Annotated in this window: 10 protein-coding genes and 1 tRNA gene; 5 read left to right on the top strand and 6 right to left on the bottom strand. The window is 65.3% G+C overall.

The genetic code is table 11. From position 1 onward, the window contains the following. Positions 1-197: 197 nt before the first annotated feature. Positions 198-413 carry a YjbQ family protein gene (locus LJE61_RS05300; protein WP_296912366.1) on the top strand — a complete coding sequence of 72 codons (216 nt, stop codon included), beginning with the start codon at positions 198-200 and terminating at the stop codon, positions 411-413. Between the two features lie 216 nt (positions 414-629). On the opposite strand, the gene LJE61_RS05295 is transcribed toward LJE61_RS05300, so the two are convergent. The 4 genes from LJE61_RS05295 to LJE61_RS05280 form a co-directional block, all read right to left on the bottom strand. After that, positions 630-3,305 carry a cation-translocating P-type ATPase gene (locus LJE61_RS05295; RefSeq protein ID WP_296917690.1) on the bottom strand — a complete coding sequence of 892 codons (2,676 nt, stop codon included), beginning with the start codon at positions 3,303-3,305 and terminating at the stop codon, positions 630-632. Beyond that, the gene (locus LJE61_RS05290) at positions 3,302-3,880 is read right to left on the bottom strand and encodes a VIT1/CCC1 transporter family protein (RefSeq protein ID WP_296917689.1); all 579 of its coding nucleotides are present in this window, start codon (positions 3,878-3,880) and stop codon (positions 3,302-3,304) included. The genes LJE61_RS05295 and LJE61_RS05290 overlap by 4 nt, the downstream gene beginning before the upstream one ends. A 9-nt stretch (positions 3,881-3,889) precedes the next feature. Further along, a complete protein-coding gene (locus LJE61_RS05285) occupies positions 3,890-4,159 on the bottom strand; it encodes a DUF211 domain-containing protein (RefSeq protein WP_296917686.1) in 270 nt (89 codons plus the stop codon). A 172-nt stretch (positions 4,160-4,331) separates the two neighbouring features. After that, a tRNA-Ser gene (locus tag LJE61_RS05280) sits at positions 4,332-4,419 on the bottom strand. 208 nt (positions 4,420-4,627) lie between these two features. Here LJE61_RS05280 and LJE61_RS05275 point away from each other — a divergent pair. Beyond that, positions 4,628-5,296, top strand: coding sequence for a Bax inhibitor-1/YccA family protein (locus LJE61_RS05275; protein ID WP_296917684.1), 669 nt, complete (start codon positions 4,628-4,630; stop codon positions 5,294-5,296). A gap of 213 nt (positions 5,297-5,509) precedes the next feature. After that, a complete protein-coding gene (locus LJE61_RS05270; RefSeq protein ID WP_296912322.1) occupies positions 5,510-5,695 on the top strand; it encodes a hypothetical protein in 186 nt (61 codons plus the stop codon). A 100-nt stretch (positions 5,696-5,795) separates the two neighbouring features. On the opposite strand, the gene LJE61_RS05265 is transcribed toward LJE61_RS05270, so the two are convergent. Next, positions 5,796-6,167 carry a hypothetical protein gene (locus LJE61_RS05265; RefSeq protein WP_296912319.1) on the bottom strand — a complete coding sequence of 124 codons (372 nt, stop codon included), beginning with the start codon at positions 6,165-6,167 and terminating at the stop codon, positions 5,796-5,798. Positions 6,168-6,181: 14 nt separating this feature from the next. Then, positions 6,182-6,517, bottom strand: coding sequence for a hypothetical protein (locus LJE61_RS05260; RefSeq protein WP_296912316.1), 336 nt, complete (start codon positions 6,515-6,517; stop codon positions 6,182-6,184). A 364-nt stretch (positions 6,518-6,881) separates the two neighbouring features. Here LJE61_RS05260 and LJE61_RS05255 point away from each other — a divergent pair, with 364 nt between their 5' ends. Beyond that, on the top strand, positions 6,882-8,174 hold the full coding sequence (locus tag LJE61_RS05255; RefSeq protein ID WP_296912313.1) for a dicarboxylate/amino acid:cation symporter: 1,293 nt from the start codon (positions 6,882-6,884) through the stop codon (positions 8,172-8,174). Positions 8,175-8,503: 329 nt separating this feature from the next. Beyond that, positions 8,504-12,082 carry a sulfite exporter TauE/SafE family protein gene (locus tag LJE61_RS05250; RefSeq protein ID WP_296912310.1) on the top strand — a complete coding sequence of 1,193 codons (3,579 nt, stop codon included), beginning with the start codon at positions 8,504-8,506 and terminating at the stop codon, positions 12,080-12,082.

Raw genomic sequence — 12,082 nt, 5'->3', positions numbered from 1 at the left:
CCAGCGGGCGCTTTCAGATCGACCGGGTGATTCCCGTCGCGGGCAAGGGCGTCGTCATCGGCACGGCAGACGACGGTGCCACCTTGCGGGACGTGGTCACAGACGTCGAGGACCTGCGTCAACGCATCAAGTACCTCTAGGCACGAGCCTGTCTGACTTGAGACTGATCTGCTGCGCAGGGGGCGACCGCGGCCATCATGATCCAGGAGAACCGGGACGAGAGCGTTCAGCAGGACGTCATCGCCTTTCTGTCTCAGCAGATCCCGAAGGGCGTGTGGCGGAACGACCGGCAGGACGGGAATGGGGATGCCCATCTCAAAGCCGGGTTGGTCGGCCCCGAGTGCGAGGCGACACAGCAGCGAGTTGGCGGCGAAGGCCACCAATGCCGCGGCAGTCAGGATCGCCGTCCTTAGCGCGTTCTGGCCATAGAGCAAAGAGATCAGCGTCGAACCTCAGTCGGCGTCAAAAGATTGCCATCCATGGCCCTGGATTTCGAGAATTCCCCGAAACGCATCCGGGGCAGGCTCTCACGCAATGACGGCGTCACAGACCAAACCGCCTCGTCGCTCCGGCAGGGACCGCGGGGCCCAGCGCCAGGGAGGGCAGGAGCTCGCAACCCGTGCCGGCGCTCACCTCTTCTTCGAGTCCAGTCGGACCTCGGGCTGAGGTTTGTAGATCACACCCCGTCTCACCAGCCACTTCTCGACCTCCACGGCCACCAGCACCAGCGCGGACACGGCGAAACAGCCGAGCAGCACGGGCACGGGCAATGGCTGCGTGTGGAAGATCCCGTTCAGCGCGGGCAGATAGACGACCAGCAGCTGTAACGCCACGGTCAGCAGGATCGCGCCCAGGATCGGCAGGTTGCTGAGCAGACCGATCCGCCACAGTGAGGCGTGCTCCGCACGGACCGCAAGGGCGTGGAACAACTGTGAGAAGGTCAGCACGGTGAACACCACGGTCTGCCAATAGGCCTCGCCCCGACTCCAGGCCCAGGCTTGGGCCGCGATGGAGAGCCCCCCGATGAAAAGGCCCACCCACACCATGTGCTGCCACATGCCGTGCGCGAAGATGCTTTCCTGCGGCGAGCGCGGAGGGCGCTTCATCAGTCCGGGCTCCGCCGGCTCGGCGGTGAGGGCCAGGCCCGGCAGACCGTCGGTGACCAGGTTGATCCAGAGGATGTGGATGGGCAGCAGCGGGACCGGCAGGCCCAGAAAGGGGGCCAGGAACAGCGTCCAGATCTCCCCCGAATTGGAGGTCATGGTGTAGCGGATGAACTTGCGGATGTTGTCGAAGATGCGCCGCCCGGCCCGCACCGCCTGGACGATGGTGGCGAAGTTGTCGTCGAGCAGCACCATGTCCGCTGCCTCCCGAGCCACGTCGGTGCCCTTCCGTCCCATCGCCACACCGATGCCCGCGCGCTTCAGGGCCGGCGCGTCATTGACGCCGTCTCCGGTCATGGCCACGAATTCGCCCTTGCGTTGCAGCGCCTCGACGATGCGGGTCTTCTGCTCCGGACTGACGCGCGCGTAGACGCGGATGGACTTCACGCACCGGTCGAAATCGTCGTCCGACAAGCGCGCCAGACCCCGGCCGGTCATGACCTCGCCGCCTTCCTCGAGGATGCCGAGACGCAGACCGATGGCGCGCGCTGTGCCGGGGTGATCGCCGGTGATCATCACCGGGATGATGCCGGCCGCCCGGCAGTCGGCTAGCGCGTCGGGCACCTCCGGACGCGGTGGGTCGATCAAGCCGACCAAACCGAGCAGGGTCAGCCCCTGCTCGATCGCGCCCGGCCGCAGGTCGACCGGCATGGCGGGCAGGCTGCGCTGCGCGAGGGCCAGCACGCGATAGCCCTTCTCCGCCAGTCGCGCCGACTGCGCGGTGAGCGCCTCGAGGTCGATGCCCGCGGTGCCGGCGACGTCCAATTGATCCTTGCACAGGCTCAGGACGGCCTCCGGCGCGCCTTTGACAAAGGCGATCACACCGCCGGCCTTCTCGTGCAGCGTGGCCATTCGCTTGCGCTCGCTGTCAAAGGCCAGCTCGGCGCTGCGGTGCAGGCGTTCCTCCAGCACCTGCTTCTGGATCCCGGCTTCGCGGGCCGCGACGTAGAGGGCCACTTCGGTGGGGTCGCCAGCCGGCTCGCCGTCGCGCTCCGTCACGTCGTTGCTCAGGGCCATCGCCTGAAGCAGCTCGCGCCAGGGGGAAGCCTCCGTTGAGGGCGGTCGATCGAAGCGCTCGCCTTGCACGAGGTACGCGCCCGCCGTCATGCGGTTCAAGGTGAGCGTGCCGGTCTTGTCGGTGCAGATGTAGGTGACGGAGCCGAGGGTCTCGACCGCAGGCAGGTTGCGCACCAATGCGTTCTGGCGGCTGAGGCTGCGCGCACCCAATGCCAACGAGACCGTGACCACGGCGGGCAAGGCCTCGGGGATGGCCGCCACCGCAAGGCTCACCGCGGTGAGGAACATCAGCAGCACCGGCTGTCCCTGCAGCAGTCCGCTGAGGAAGACCACGGCACAAATGGCAATCACCGCCAGCGCCAGGTAGCGGCCGAACCGACTCAAACGCTGCTGAAGTGGTGTCTTGACCGTCTCCTGGGTGCGCAACAGCTCGGCGATGCGCCCGACCTCGGTGGCCATGCCGGTGGCCACCACCACGCCCCGCGCGCGCCCGTGGGTCACCAGGCTGCTCTTGAACATCATGTTGACGCGGCCGCCCAGCGGCAGATCGGCGTCGGCCAGCTGCGTCGCCGCCTTGTCCGCGACCTGTGATTCTCCCGTGAGGGACGACTCGTTGGCCTGCAGCTCGACCGCCTCGATCAGGCGCAGATCCGCCGGCACCACGTCGCCCGCCTCCAGAAGCACCAGGTCCCCGGGCACCAGGTCAACCGCGTGGAGGCTCAGGTGCTCGCCGTCGCGAACCACCCGCGCCGCCAAGGGCGACATGGCCTGAAGGGCCGCGAGTGCGCGGTCGGCCCGGTATTCCTGGACCGAACCGATCACCGCGTTGATAAGGACGATCACCAGGATCGCGACGGCATCCTGGGGATCGCCGATGACGCCGGAGATGAGTGCCGCAGCGAGCAGCACCTGGATCATGAAGTCGGCGAACTGACCCAGGAACATCGCGGCCAGCGAACGGCGTCGGCTCTCGGCAAGCCGGTTCGGGCCAAGCTCCTCGCGGCGCCGCTGGGCTTCTTGACGGGTCAAGCCGCGGGCCGGATCGCTGCTCAGTGCCTCCAGGAGCTGCGGCAGCGAGCGCGTGTGCCAGTCCGGCGTCTGGCGGCTGGAGTTGTCCGAGCTCATCGGCCAAGGAGGAGGATGATGGCGATGGTGACGACGGCGATAATCAGCGTCTGCACGCCGCTGAGCAGCCAGAAGGTGCGACCGATCTGCCCCAGGAACACGCCGAGCAGGAAGATCACCCCGAGGGCGGTCACCATGGCCATGAGCAGTGGCGACAGTGGCAGGGTCAGCCCGGCCTGGGCCAGCCCCAGCGGGGAGATGATCAGGAGCGACAGCATAAAGGGCGCCAGACCGTTGACGGCGCCGATCCAGAGGGGCACCCAGCGAGCGGCGCTGCCATGGTCGGAGCTGCTCAGGTCCGCCATCATGGACGCCTCGAGCTCGGCCAGCGCCTTGCGCCGTTCCGCGCGCTCGCTGATATAGGCGCTGCTGAGTCCACTCATGGCAAGCGCGACGGCGGCGCCGAGACAGGCACTGATGACAACGTCGAGGTCTCCGCCGTCGGCCACGTAGAATCCGGTGACGATGCCGAGCATGGTCAGAGCGCCGTCGAACCCGTTGACCACGAAATAGCGGCGGACGATCCCATGGGTGCGGGTGAGATAGAGCAGGAAGCCAACCCGACCGAAGCCCATTGCGCTGCCTTACTCCGCGTCTGCTGCGGCGTGGACTTCCACCTCATCGATGCTGTGCAGAGAGCCGCCCAGCTGGTTGACCGCCTCGCGCACCTGCACCATGTCCACGTCAGACCCCTCCACCACCACCTGAAGGGTCTCGGTCTTGTCATCCATCTCGATGACCGTGAGCTTGACGCGATAGTCGTGGCCGCAGGCGGCGACGGCCCGGGCAAACTCCAGGGCATCCGGTTGGTGCGGCTTGAGGACGTCGAGGACGATCCGTTTGAGGTTAACCACGGTTGTCTGGACCCTCGGCGGCAGTTGGCAGGGACCCAGGGTGCTGCCGGCATCCAGCCCGATCGGCAGGGCGCACCGCGGCGGTGGGTCGGACAGCCGCGTGCGCTTGATCCACTCAAGTCGGCCGGCCGTTGCAGCGCCCTGAGTGCCCATGTTGAGCAACGGGCCTATCTGGCGGAGAGGGAGGGATTCGAACCCCCGGAGGATTGCTCCTCAACGGTTTTCAAGACCGCCGCTTTCGACCGCTCAGCCACCTCTCCGGTTTGATTGCACTGTTTTGGGGGCGCCCTTGGAAACGGGACGGAGCCACAGCACATCCTGGGGTAGGATAGCGCACGAGCGTCCGAGCCAAAAGCGCCGCCGTTTGCGTGCACCGAATCCTCGGGTATGCTTCCGGAACTCCATTGTCCTCGTCGAGTCTGACTCGGCGAATTCACCATTGTCTCTAGATTCGGAGTGACCACATCAATGGCCAATACTGATTTCTCGGTCGTACGCAGCACCCAGGCGGTCATCACGACCAACAAGGTGCTCAAGAACACCTACCTTTTGCTCGCCGCAACATTGGGCTTCAGCGCCTTGACGGCCATGCTGTCAATCGCGCTGGCCGTGCCGAGCTGGATGTACCTGGTCTCCGTGATCGCCGCGATGCTGATGGGCATCTTCGTGCTGCCTCGCACGGCCAATTCCTCGACGGGAATCGGTGTCATCTTCCTGATCACGGGTCTGTTGGGCTTCGGTCTCGGCTCGATTCTTTCGATGTATCTGGCCCTGCCAAACGGACCGCAGACCGTCGCGCTCGCCTTCGGGGGCACCGCGGCCATCTTCCTGGGTCTGTCGGGCTACGCCTTGACCAGCAAGCGTGACTTCAGCTTCATGGGCGGCTTCATCTTCGCCGGCATGATGGTCGTCATCCTCGCGATCGTCGCCAACCTGTTCCTGCAGATGCCGGCGCTGTCGCTTGCGATCTCGTCGGCCATCATCCTGCTGATGAGCGGCTTCATCCTGTTCGACACCAGCCGGATCGCACGGGGTGAGGAGACCAACTACATCATGGCGACCTACGGGATCTATCTGTCCATCTTCAACATCTTCATCAGCCTGCTCCAACTCCTCGGGATCATGGGCGACGAATGACGCCCTGGCGCCCGCGTAGAGGGGACCCCGGCCGCGCGCCGGGGTTTTTGTTTGTTGCACGCGGCCGTCGACTCGGCATCTCCCGCGAGCCCGGCACGCCGCCACGGCTCACGCCCGACCCATTCTCGGGTACGGTGTATTCTTGGCGTCCGGGCGCACCCTCGATGGGTGTTCACCGATGCTCGACCTGATGGGGTATTGAAGAGGTGACCTATGGAGCTAGCCTTGAAGATCGCCGCTGCCGCGGTCCTGGTGCTGCTGTTGTTCTACATGTGGCCAGCCTACAAGCATTGGCAGGAGCATGGTCCGAAGGCGGAGAAAGGTGACTGGCAAGCGGCCATCGTGCCGCTTGGGGCAGTGGCCGCCTTCGTCATCCTGCTGATCCTGGCCGTGCGCTGAGCTCGACCGTTCGTCGCGGTGGCCGATCGTCCAGAGCCGGGAGGGTCCCACGGAACGGCCGACTCAAGCCCCCACGGACGCACTGAGGCAGGAACGGCACTTAGATCTCGGCATACATTGGCCGGTCGTCCGCGAGATTGAGCCAGCCCTTAACGACGCGGTAAAGGGTCCAGAAGTAGACCACTCCCCAGACGACGAAGCCGATGAGGACGACGCTTGTGATCAGACCCACGATCCCCCAGAGCAACTGAAACCAAAAGGTGCGGATCTGCCAGACGAAGTGGGATTCGACCCAGGTGCCCCGGGCCTCGTCGAGACGAAGATAGTTGAGAATCACACCGAGAATGGACGTCACGCCAAGAATGAAGGACAGGGCCTGCAGGATGTAGACCCAGGTCGCAACCGCCTTCGGCGACGACTGGTCATCGGGGGGCTGGACGACCGGTCGACGCGCCCCGGAGGATTCGCTCATGCACGCCTCTCGGCCTACCAAGGCCGATATTCCAGTCCGGGAATCGCATCGCGATCGAACACCGGCGGCAGATCGCGCAACAGGTCATGCAGCTGATCGAAATCCATATGTCGGCCATACGATGCCTTGGCCGCATCCAGCGGCAGCTCGACCCAATAGCGAGAATGCCCCGGTTCGCAGAGGATCTGCAGTGTGTTTTCCTCCTGATCGATGATGCCGAGAAAGTCGTCCTCGCCTTGCAGTCGGGGCAGCAGCTGCTCGCGAATGACGCGACTGCTGACCTCCAAGGCGCTTGCCGATGAGACGGACTCCCCAGAGCGTTCGAACATGTAGAAAACACGATAGTGCATAATCGACGGTCTTCGCTCTGCGTCTACTGTGGAAAGGTGTCCTGACCCAATTGCCCCAGCGGCTCGAATCTCGAGAAACGACGCCGAGGACAAGCATCAATCAAGCGATTCGGGATGATTCTCGATCGGTCCGTCGGGGGAGCACACGGCGGGCCGTCGCAACCCATCGATTGGCCCGGAGCGAAAGCACGGCATAAGATGACCGCAGGTTGCGGGCTCATCCAACGCGCCGCGCCTGGACCTGGCCCGTTGAGCGGGGCACCCTGATCACTGTCCGCTCGATCCCGGAGCAAGCTGCCGGCGGCGAGCGAGCGCCGGCGGCGCTGACCTGAGCCGGGCCACGCGACGTCATCCGGAGGCATCGATGTCTGCTCTCAAGCTGAGACTCCACTGGCAGATCCTGATTGCGCTCGTGCTCGCCATCGCGATTGGGCTGCTGATCGAGCGCGACACCGGATTGTTCGGGGTCACCTTGTACGCGATCTTTGCTTTTTTGGGCGAGCTGTTTCTCAACGCCCTGAAGATGTTGATTGTACCCCTGATCTTCTCGTCGATCATCGTCGGGGTCGCCGGAATCGGCGGATCGGGCAACCTGGGGCGTCTCGGCGGGAAGACCATCGGCTATTACGCGATGACAAGCCTGCTCGCCATCGTCGTGGGCCTGCTCGTCGTCAACCTGCTCCAACCGGGTGTGGTGGAAGGATCAGCCGAAGAGGTCTTCGGGTTGACCGCGAGCAAGAGCGAGCTCGAGGCGCAGTTTGCAGACAAGGGCGCGAGCGACGTCGTCGAGGTCTTTCTGCGCATGATCCCCACCAACATCGTCGCGGCCGCGGCGGCGGGACAGATGCTGGGACTGATCTTTTTCAGCCTCCTCTATGGGTTTTTCATGACCCGTCTCAGCGGGACCTACGCGGAGACCCAATTCAACTTCTGGAACGGTGTCTTCGAGATCATGATGAAGATCACCGAGCTGGTGATGCGGTTCGCGCCCGTCGGCGTCTTCGCATTGGTTGCCAAGACGGTCACGGATACGGGTGTGGAAGCCTTCGGACCGCTCGCACTCTTTTTCTTCACCGTGGTGATCGCGCTCGGTATCCATTTCCTCGTGACCTTGCCGCTTCTGCTGTTGCTCTTGGGCCGCGTGAGGCCGAGCCACCACTACCGGGCCATGAGCGCCGCATTGCTCACCGCCTTTTCGACGGCCTCCTCGTCGGCGACGCTGCCGGTCACCATGGAGTGCGTAGAGAAGAACGCCGGGGTCTCGAATCGCACCTCGAGCTTCGTGCTGCCGCTTGGCGCAACCGTCAATATGGACGGGACGGCGCTCTATGAATGCGTCGCCGTCATGTTCATCGCCCAGGCCTACGGCGTCGAGCTGACCCTTGCGACCCAATTTCTGATCGTCACCCTCGCGTTGATGACCTCGATCGGCGTCGCCGGCATTCCAGCCGCCAGCCTGGTCGCGATCTCGATCATCCTCTCCGCCGTCGGCCTGCCGCTGGAGGGAATCGGTCTGATCCTGGCCGTCGATCGTCTCCTGGACATGACGCGGACGGCCGTCAATGTCTTCAGTGATTCCTGCGGCGCCGTCATCATTGCCAAGAGCGAGGGCGAGCTCGGCATCCTCGAGAATGCCCCACGGCAATCGACGGCGTGAGCAGACAGCGAATCCCGCCGACAGACCGCGCCCTGCAGGGTTGGGCCGAAATCGCCGGAGCGGTGGCGGTCGCGCCTCGCGGTTGGTGGCCGCGAGGCTGGCCACGCCGTTTCCCTTTCGATCCCTAATGGATTTAGGATAGCGGCCGCGCGGGGCGCGCCCCGGGGGCCGGAGCGGCCTTCACCCAGCGGGTGACCTTGGACACGACGCTGAATGCTCAACAATCCAATCACTTGCAAACGTTGCGAAGCGGTCAACCGACGTTTCTAGGTTGAGCAGCCGCTGTCGCCCGACCCCGCGACACCCTTCGACCCAGGCACCAGATCCCCGTGTCAGACCGCACCCCCCAAGCAAGCGCCGAGACCACCGCGAAGCTGTTTCGCGCGCGGGTGCTCAAGCCCGCCGAGGGCGTCTTCCTGTTTCATCCCAGGGCGATGGACCGGCTCATCACGGAGCACCTGTCCTCCGCCGCACAGGACATCTCCGTTCCGGAGCTCACCTACTACCTGATGCCGTGCGGCCCCTTTCTGACCGGTCTGGAATCGGAGAATCCGGAGGCATTGGCGGTCATCGAGGGGCTCAATTTGCCCGACTATGTCATCCTGTTGCCGATGCCGCCCGAGCAGCGGCTCGATCAGATCGGGTTCACGCGACTGCTTCGCGACTATTGGGCCCGCCGCTTCGAGGCTGAGGTCGCCCGGGCATGGCAGACGGCGCGCGACGACAACCTCGACGCCGATCGCTTCGGACCTGTCGGCCTGACCCGCGAGATCGGTGCCCTGGCCTTTGCCGAGGTCCGCGACCTCCTGACCCGAGACAAGGTCATCCCCGCAGGGATCGGCGACGCGTTTGTCTGCCGCAGCTTCGTCGCGTTGGTCACCCGTCTGCGCTATTTCTCACCGGGTGCACGCGGCTTCTTCTTCCCGACGATACGCGATTGGCGGGCACTGGATCTCTGGCTCATCGACAGCGGGCTCGACCTCCCGCCCTCGCTCCAGGGAGGTCGGCTGCCCCAACTCTTGGAGAGGACGCGCCCGGACCACCGCTGCGGCGCGCCGGCATACCTTCCCCTCCTCCCCTCGGGTCTCCCCTACGGCGATTCCGATCCCGATTTCGGGTATGTCCGCGCCGGCCTCCACACCCGGCAAGCGGACGCGCAGACCGAGGGAGCTGCAAGAGTGTTGCATCGGGGCCCGACCGAGCCGGCCTCCAACATCCGCATGGCGGAGGCGACAGGCCGGCCAGCCCCCGATGTCGAGGCACGTTGTCTCCGGGTACTGCAGCGCGCCTCACTCCTGTCTCGTCAGGACTGGCGGGCTCGCGCGCGTGACGCGACCCTGTCACTGGCCGGTCCCGTTTTCGATTGGCTGCTCGCCGTTCCGGCTGTCCGGCGGCAGCGTCGCGCTGACTCGGGGCCGCCGGGGATCGGTTCGGAGCTGCATTTGATGCTCTTCGGTCATGCCGTCCGGACCGCCCAGCGCAACGAGCTCGGCGACCGCTACGCGTCCGCCCTCGTCTTTCTGGCCTTGGCGCAGCGGCGCCTCCGCCGCATCGGCGAGCCCTGCATCCGCGAGTCCGGCACGCTCGAGCAGACCCTCGCACACCGAGCGGTCGCTGCCGAGGAGGCCCTCACCGATCTGATCGCCGCCAAATGGAAGCTGAGCCCGCGCACGACAGGCGAGCTTCGGACACTCGTCCGGCGCCTGGGCGAGGATGTGGTCAGCTCCGGCTCGGCTCGCGCGGCCCAGACACTCCTGCGCGATCTGGAACGGGTGCTGCTGGAAAGCCGCACGACCTACTACGAGCTGCGCCCAGTAAGATGGCTGGCGAGCGCCGGCAAGGTCCAGCTCCGCCGGATCCTGCCTTTCCAGGCACAGCTCAAGGCGCTGCGCGCACTCGACGGGGCAACCAGCCGACTGGAGCTGTTGGGCTGGTCGATCGACGATCTGGAGCGTTTCTCGGTCCCCTTGCAGGAGCTCTCCGATCGTCTCACCGAAAGGCTCGCAACCGAGCTCAGACCGCACCTGCGGTCGGCACTCGAGGAGGCCGGCTTCGCCGCAACCAACCATCGTGAAGAGGTGGCCGCCCACAAGATGCGGGAGGAGTTGCTGGACGTGATCCAGCGTCGGCGGCATCTCAAGTTCACCGATGTCCGCGACATCGTCGCCCGCAACATCCTTCGACTCCCCGACCCCAGCATCGAGGAGATCCTTCGAGGCGACCGCCTGGCGCGGTTCGACCGCGCCGCGGCCAGGGCCTTGCCCGGGGTCTACAAACCCGGCGAGCTCTATATCAAGGGATTGCAGCAGCTCGGCGCCCCCTTGTTCGGCACGCCGCGCGGCCGCTTGATCCTGCGCCATCTGGTCGTCCCGCTCGGTTTGGCTTTCCTGGCTCTCAAGACGCTCGACCTGTTGGTTGGTCTCGCCACCTCGGCAGGGACAGCCATTCATCTGACGACCTGGTGGGCGGTATTGGTCCTGGGGATGCTGATCAACGGGATCGCCTACACGCGGGTCGGGCGCCAATGGGCACAGGCGATCTTGCGGGGCAGCTGGTGGACACTGCGTTTGCTGTTGTTCGACGGGCTGCGCAGGCTGGTCCGCTGGGGGCCGGTCGCAAGCCTCCTCGCGACGAGCCTCATGCGCGGTCTGGATCGCAATCTCGTCAAACCCCTGTTCGTCGGGATCCTCCTCATCCTGCCGTTCCTCGGCATCGGTCTCTTGATCGACGGGTTGGACGTCGAGCTGGGGTGGTCGTTGTTCGTGCTGGCATTCGCGCTCGGCACCCTCGCCCGCAACACCCCGGCCGGCCGTCGGATGCTGGACAATGCGGCAAGCGCAACCGGTCAGTTCCTTGGGCGCGTGAACCAGACCCTGGTGATCGGCGTCGTCAAGGAGCTGCTCCACTTCTTCAAGGAAGTCACCCGCCGATTCGACCAGGCTCTGCATCGGATCGAGGAGCTGCTCAGTCACCACCTGGGGGAATCGCGCCTGCAGCTTGTGCTGAAATCGCTGTTCCTGCCGGTGTGGAAGGTCATGGAATCCGTCATCCAGTTCTACGTGACCGTCCTGGTTGAGCCCCAGGTCAATCCGATCAAGCACTTTCCCTTGGTCACCATCGCCCACAAGCTGATGTTGCCTTTCCTCCCGGCGCTCACGGGGCTGCTGGTCGCGCTCACCGATCCGGTCCTGCCGAAGCTGATCGCGTACCCCTTCGTGACAGTCACCATCCTCCTGGCTCCGGGGCTTGCCGGTTTTCTGGTCTGGGAGCTCAAAGAGAACTGGAAGATCTATGCCGCGAACCATGCCGAGGCGCGCCCCGTCGCGGGGACCGCGGGACCGGTCCAAGCGGTGCGGCGGGCCGACCTGCCGAGCACCCCGATCGAGCCGGCAGTGATCGGCAGCCATGGTGAAACCATGCGCGGGATGCTTCGCCGCGGCTTTCACAGCGGAACCCTGCCAAAGGCATTCGATCGCCTCCGACGGGTGCTGCGCAAGGAGATCCGCGACGAAAGACCCGACCCTCAAAGGCTTCGGGAGGCGCAACGCCGGCTGGCAGAGGTCGATCGCGCGCTCTGCGTCTTCTGTGACCGGGAGCTCAGCTATGCGCTGCGTCGCCGCTGCGCCGACCCGCAATGCGGTCTGGTCCGGGTCGAGACGCAGCGGCCCCGATTGTCCAGCGGCTCATTCGATCTCACCTTGGAGCTTTACGGCCGCCGCACCCCGGACATGCGACCAATCGAGCTGCGCCTCTGTGTCTGTCTGATCGAGCCGAACCTGACCCTGAAGGTCGAGATCAGTGGCCCGAAAGACGATCTCGGTGAGCCCTGCTGGCGGCTGATCCGCACGGACATCGCCGTGTTCAGCGGCCGCGCCGGGGCCACGCGTGTGCTCTTCGACCGAGTGTGA

This window comes from Thiocapsa sp. (assembly GCF_022340925.1).
Classification (GTDB): domain Bacteria; phylum Pseudomonadota; class Gammaproteobacteria; order Chromatiales; family Chromatiaceae; genus Thiocapsa.
Note: the sequence above shows the minus strand (reverse complement) of the source record. Positions and strands in the feature narration are given on the sequence as shown.

Bases quoted from the DNA above. Each gene is read 5' to 3' on its own strand.
- LJE61_RS05300 (WP_296912366.1), top strand. From the start codon at position 198: ATGATCCAGGAGAACCGGGACGAGAGCGTTCAGCAGGACGTCATCGCC.
- LJE61_RS05295 (WP_296917690.1), bottom strand. From the start codon at position 3,305: ATGAGCTCGGACAACTCCAGCCGCCAGACGCCGGACTGGCACACGCGC.
- LJE61_RS05290 (WP_296917689.1), bottom strand. From the start codon at position 3,880: ATGGGCTTCGGTCGGGTTGGCTTCCTGCTCTATCTCACCCGCACCCAT.
- LJE61_RS05275 (WP_296917684.1), top strand. From the start codon at position 4,628: ATGGCCAATACTGATTTCTCGGTCGTACGCAGCACCCAGGCGGTCATC.
- LJE61_RS05270 (WP_296912322.1), top strand. From the start codon at position 5,510: ATGGAGCTAGCCTTGAAGATCGCCGCTGCCGCGGTCCTGGTGCTGCTG.
- LJE61_RS05265 (WP_296912319.1), bottom strand. From the start codon at position 6,167: ATGAGCGAATCCTCCGGGGCGCGTCGACCGGTCGTCCAGCCCCCCGAT.
- LJE61_RS05260 (WP_296912316.1), bottom strand. From the start codon at position 6,517: ATGCACTATCGTGTTTTCTACATGTTCGAACGCTCTGGGGAGTCCGTC.
- LJE61_RS05255 (WP_296912313.1), top strand. From the start codon at position 6,882: ATGTCTGCTCTCAAGCTGAGACTCCACTGGCAGATCCTGATTGCGCTC.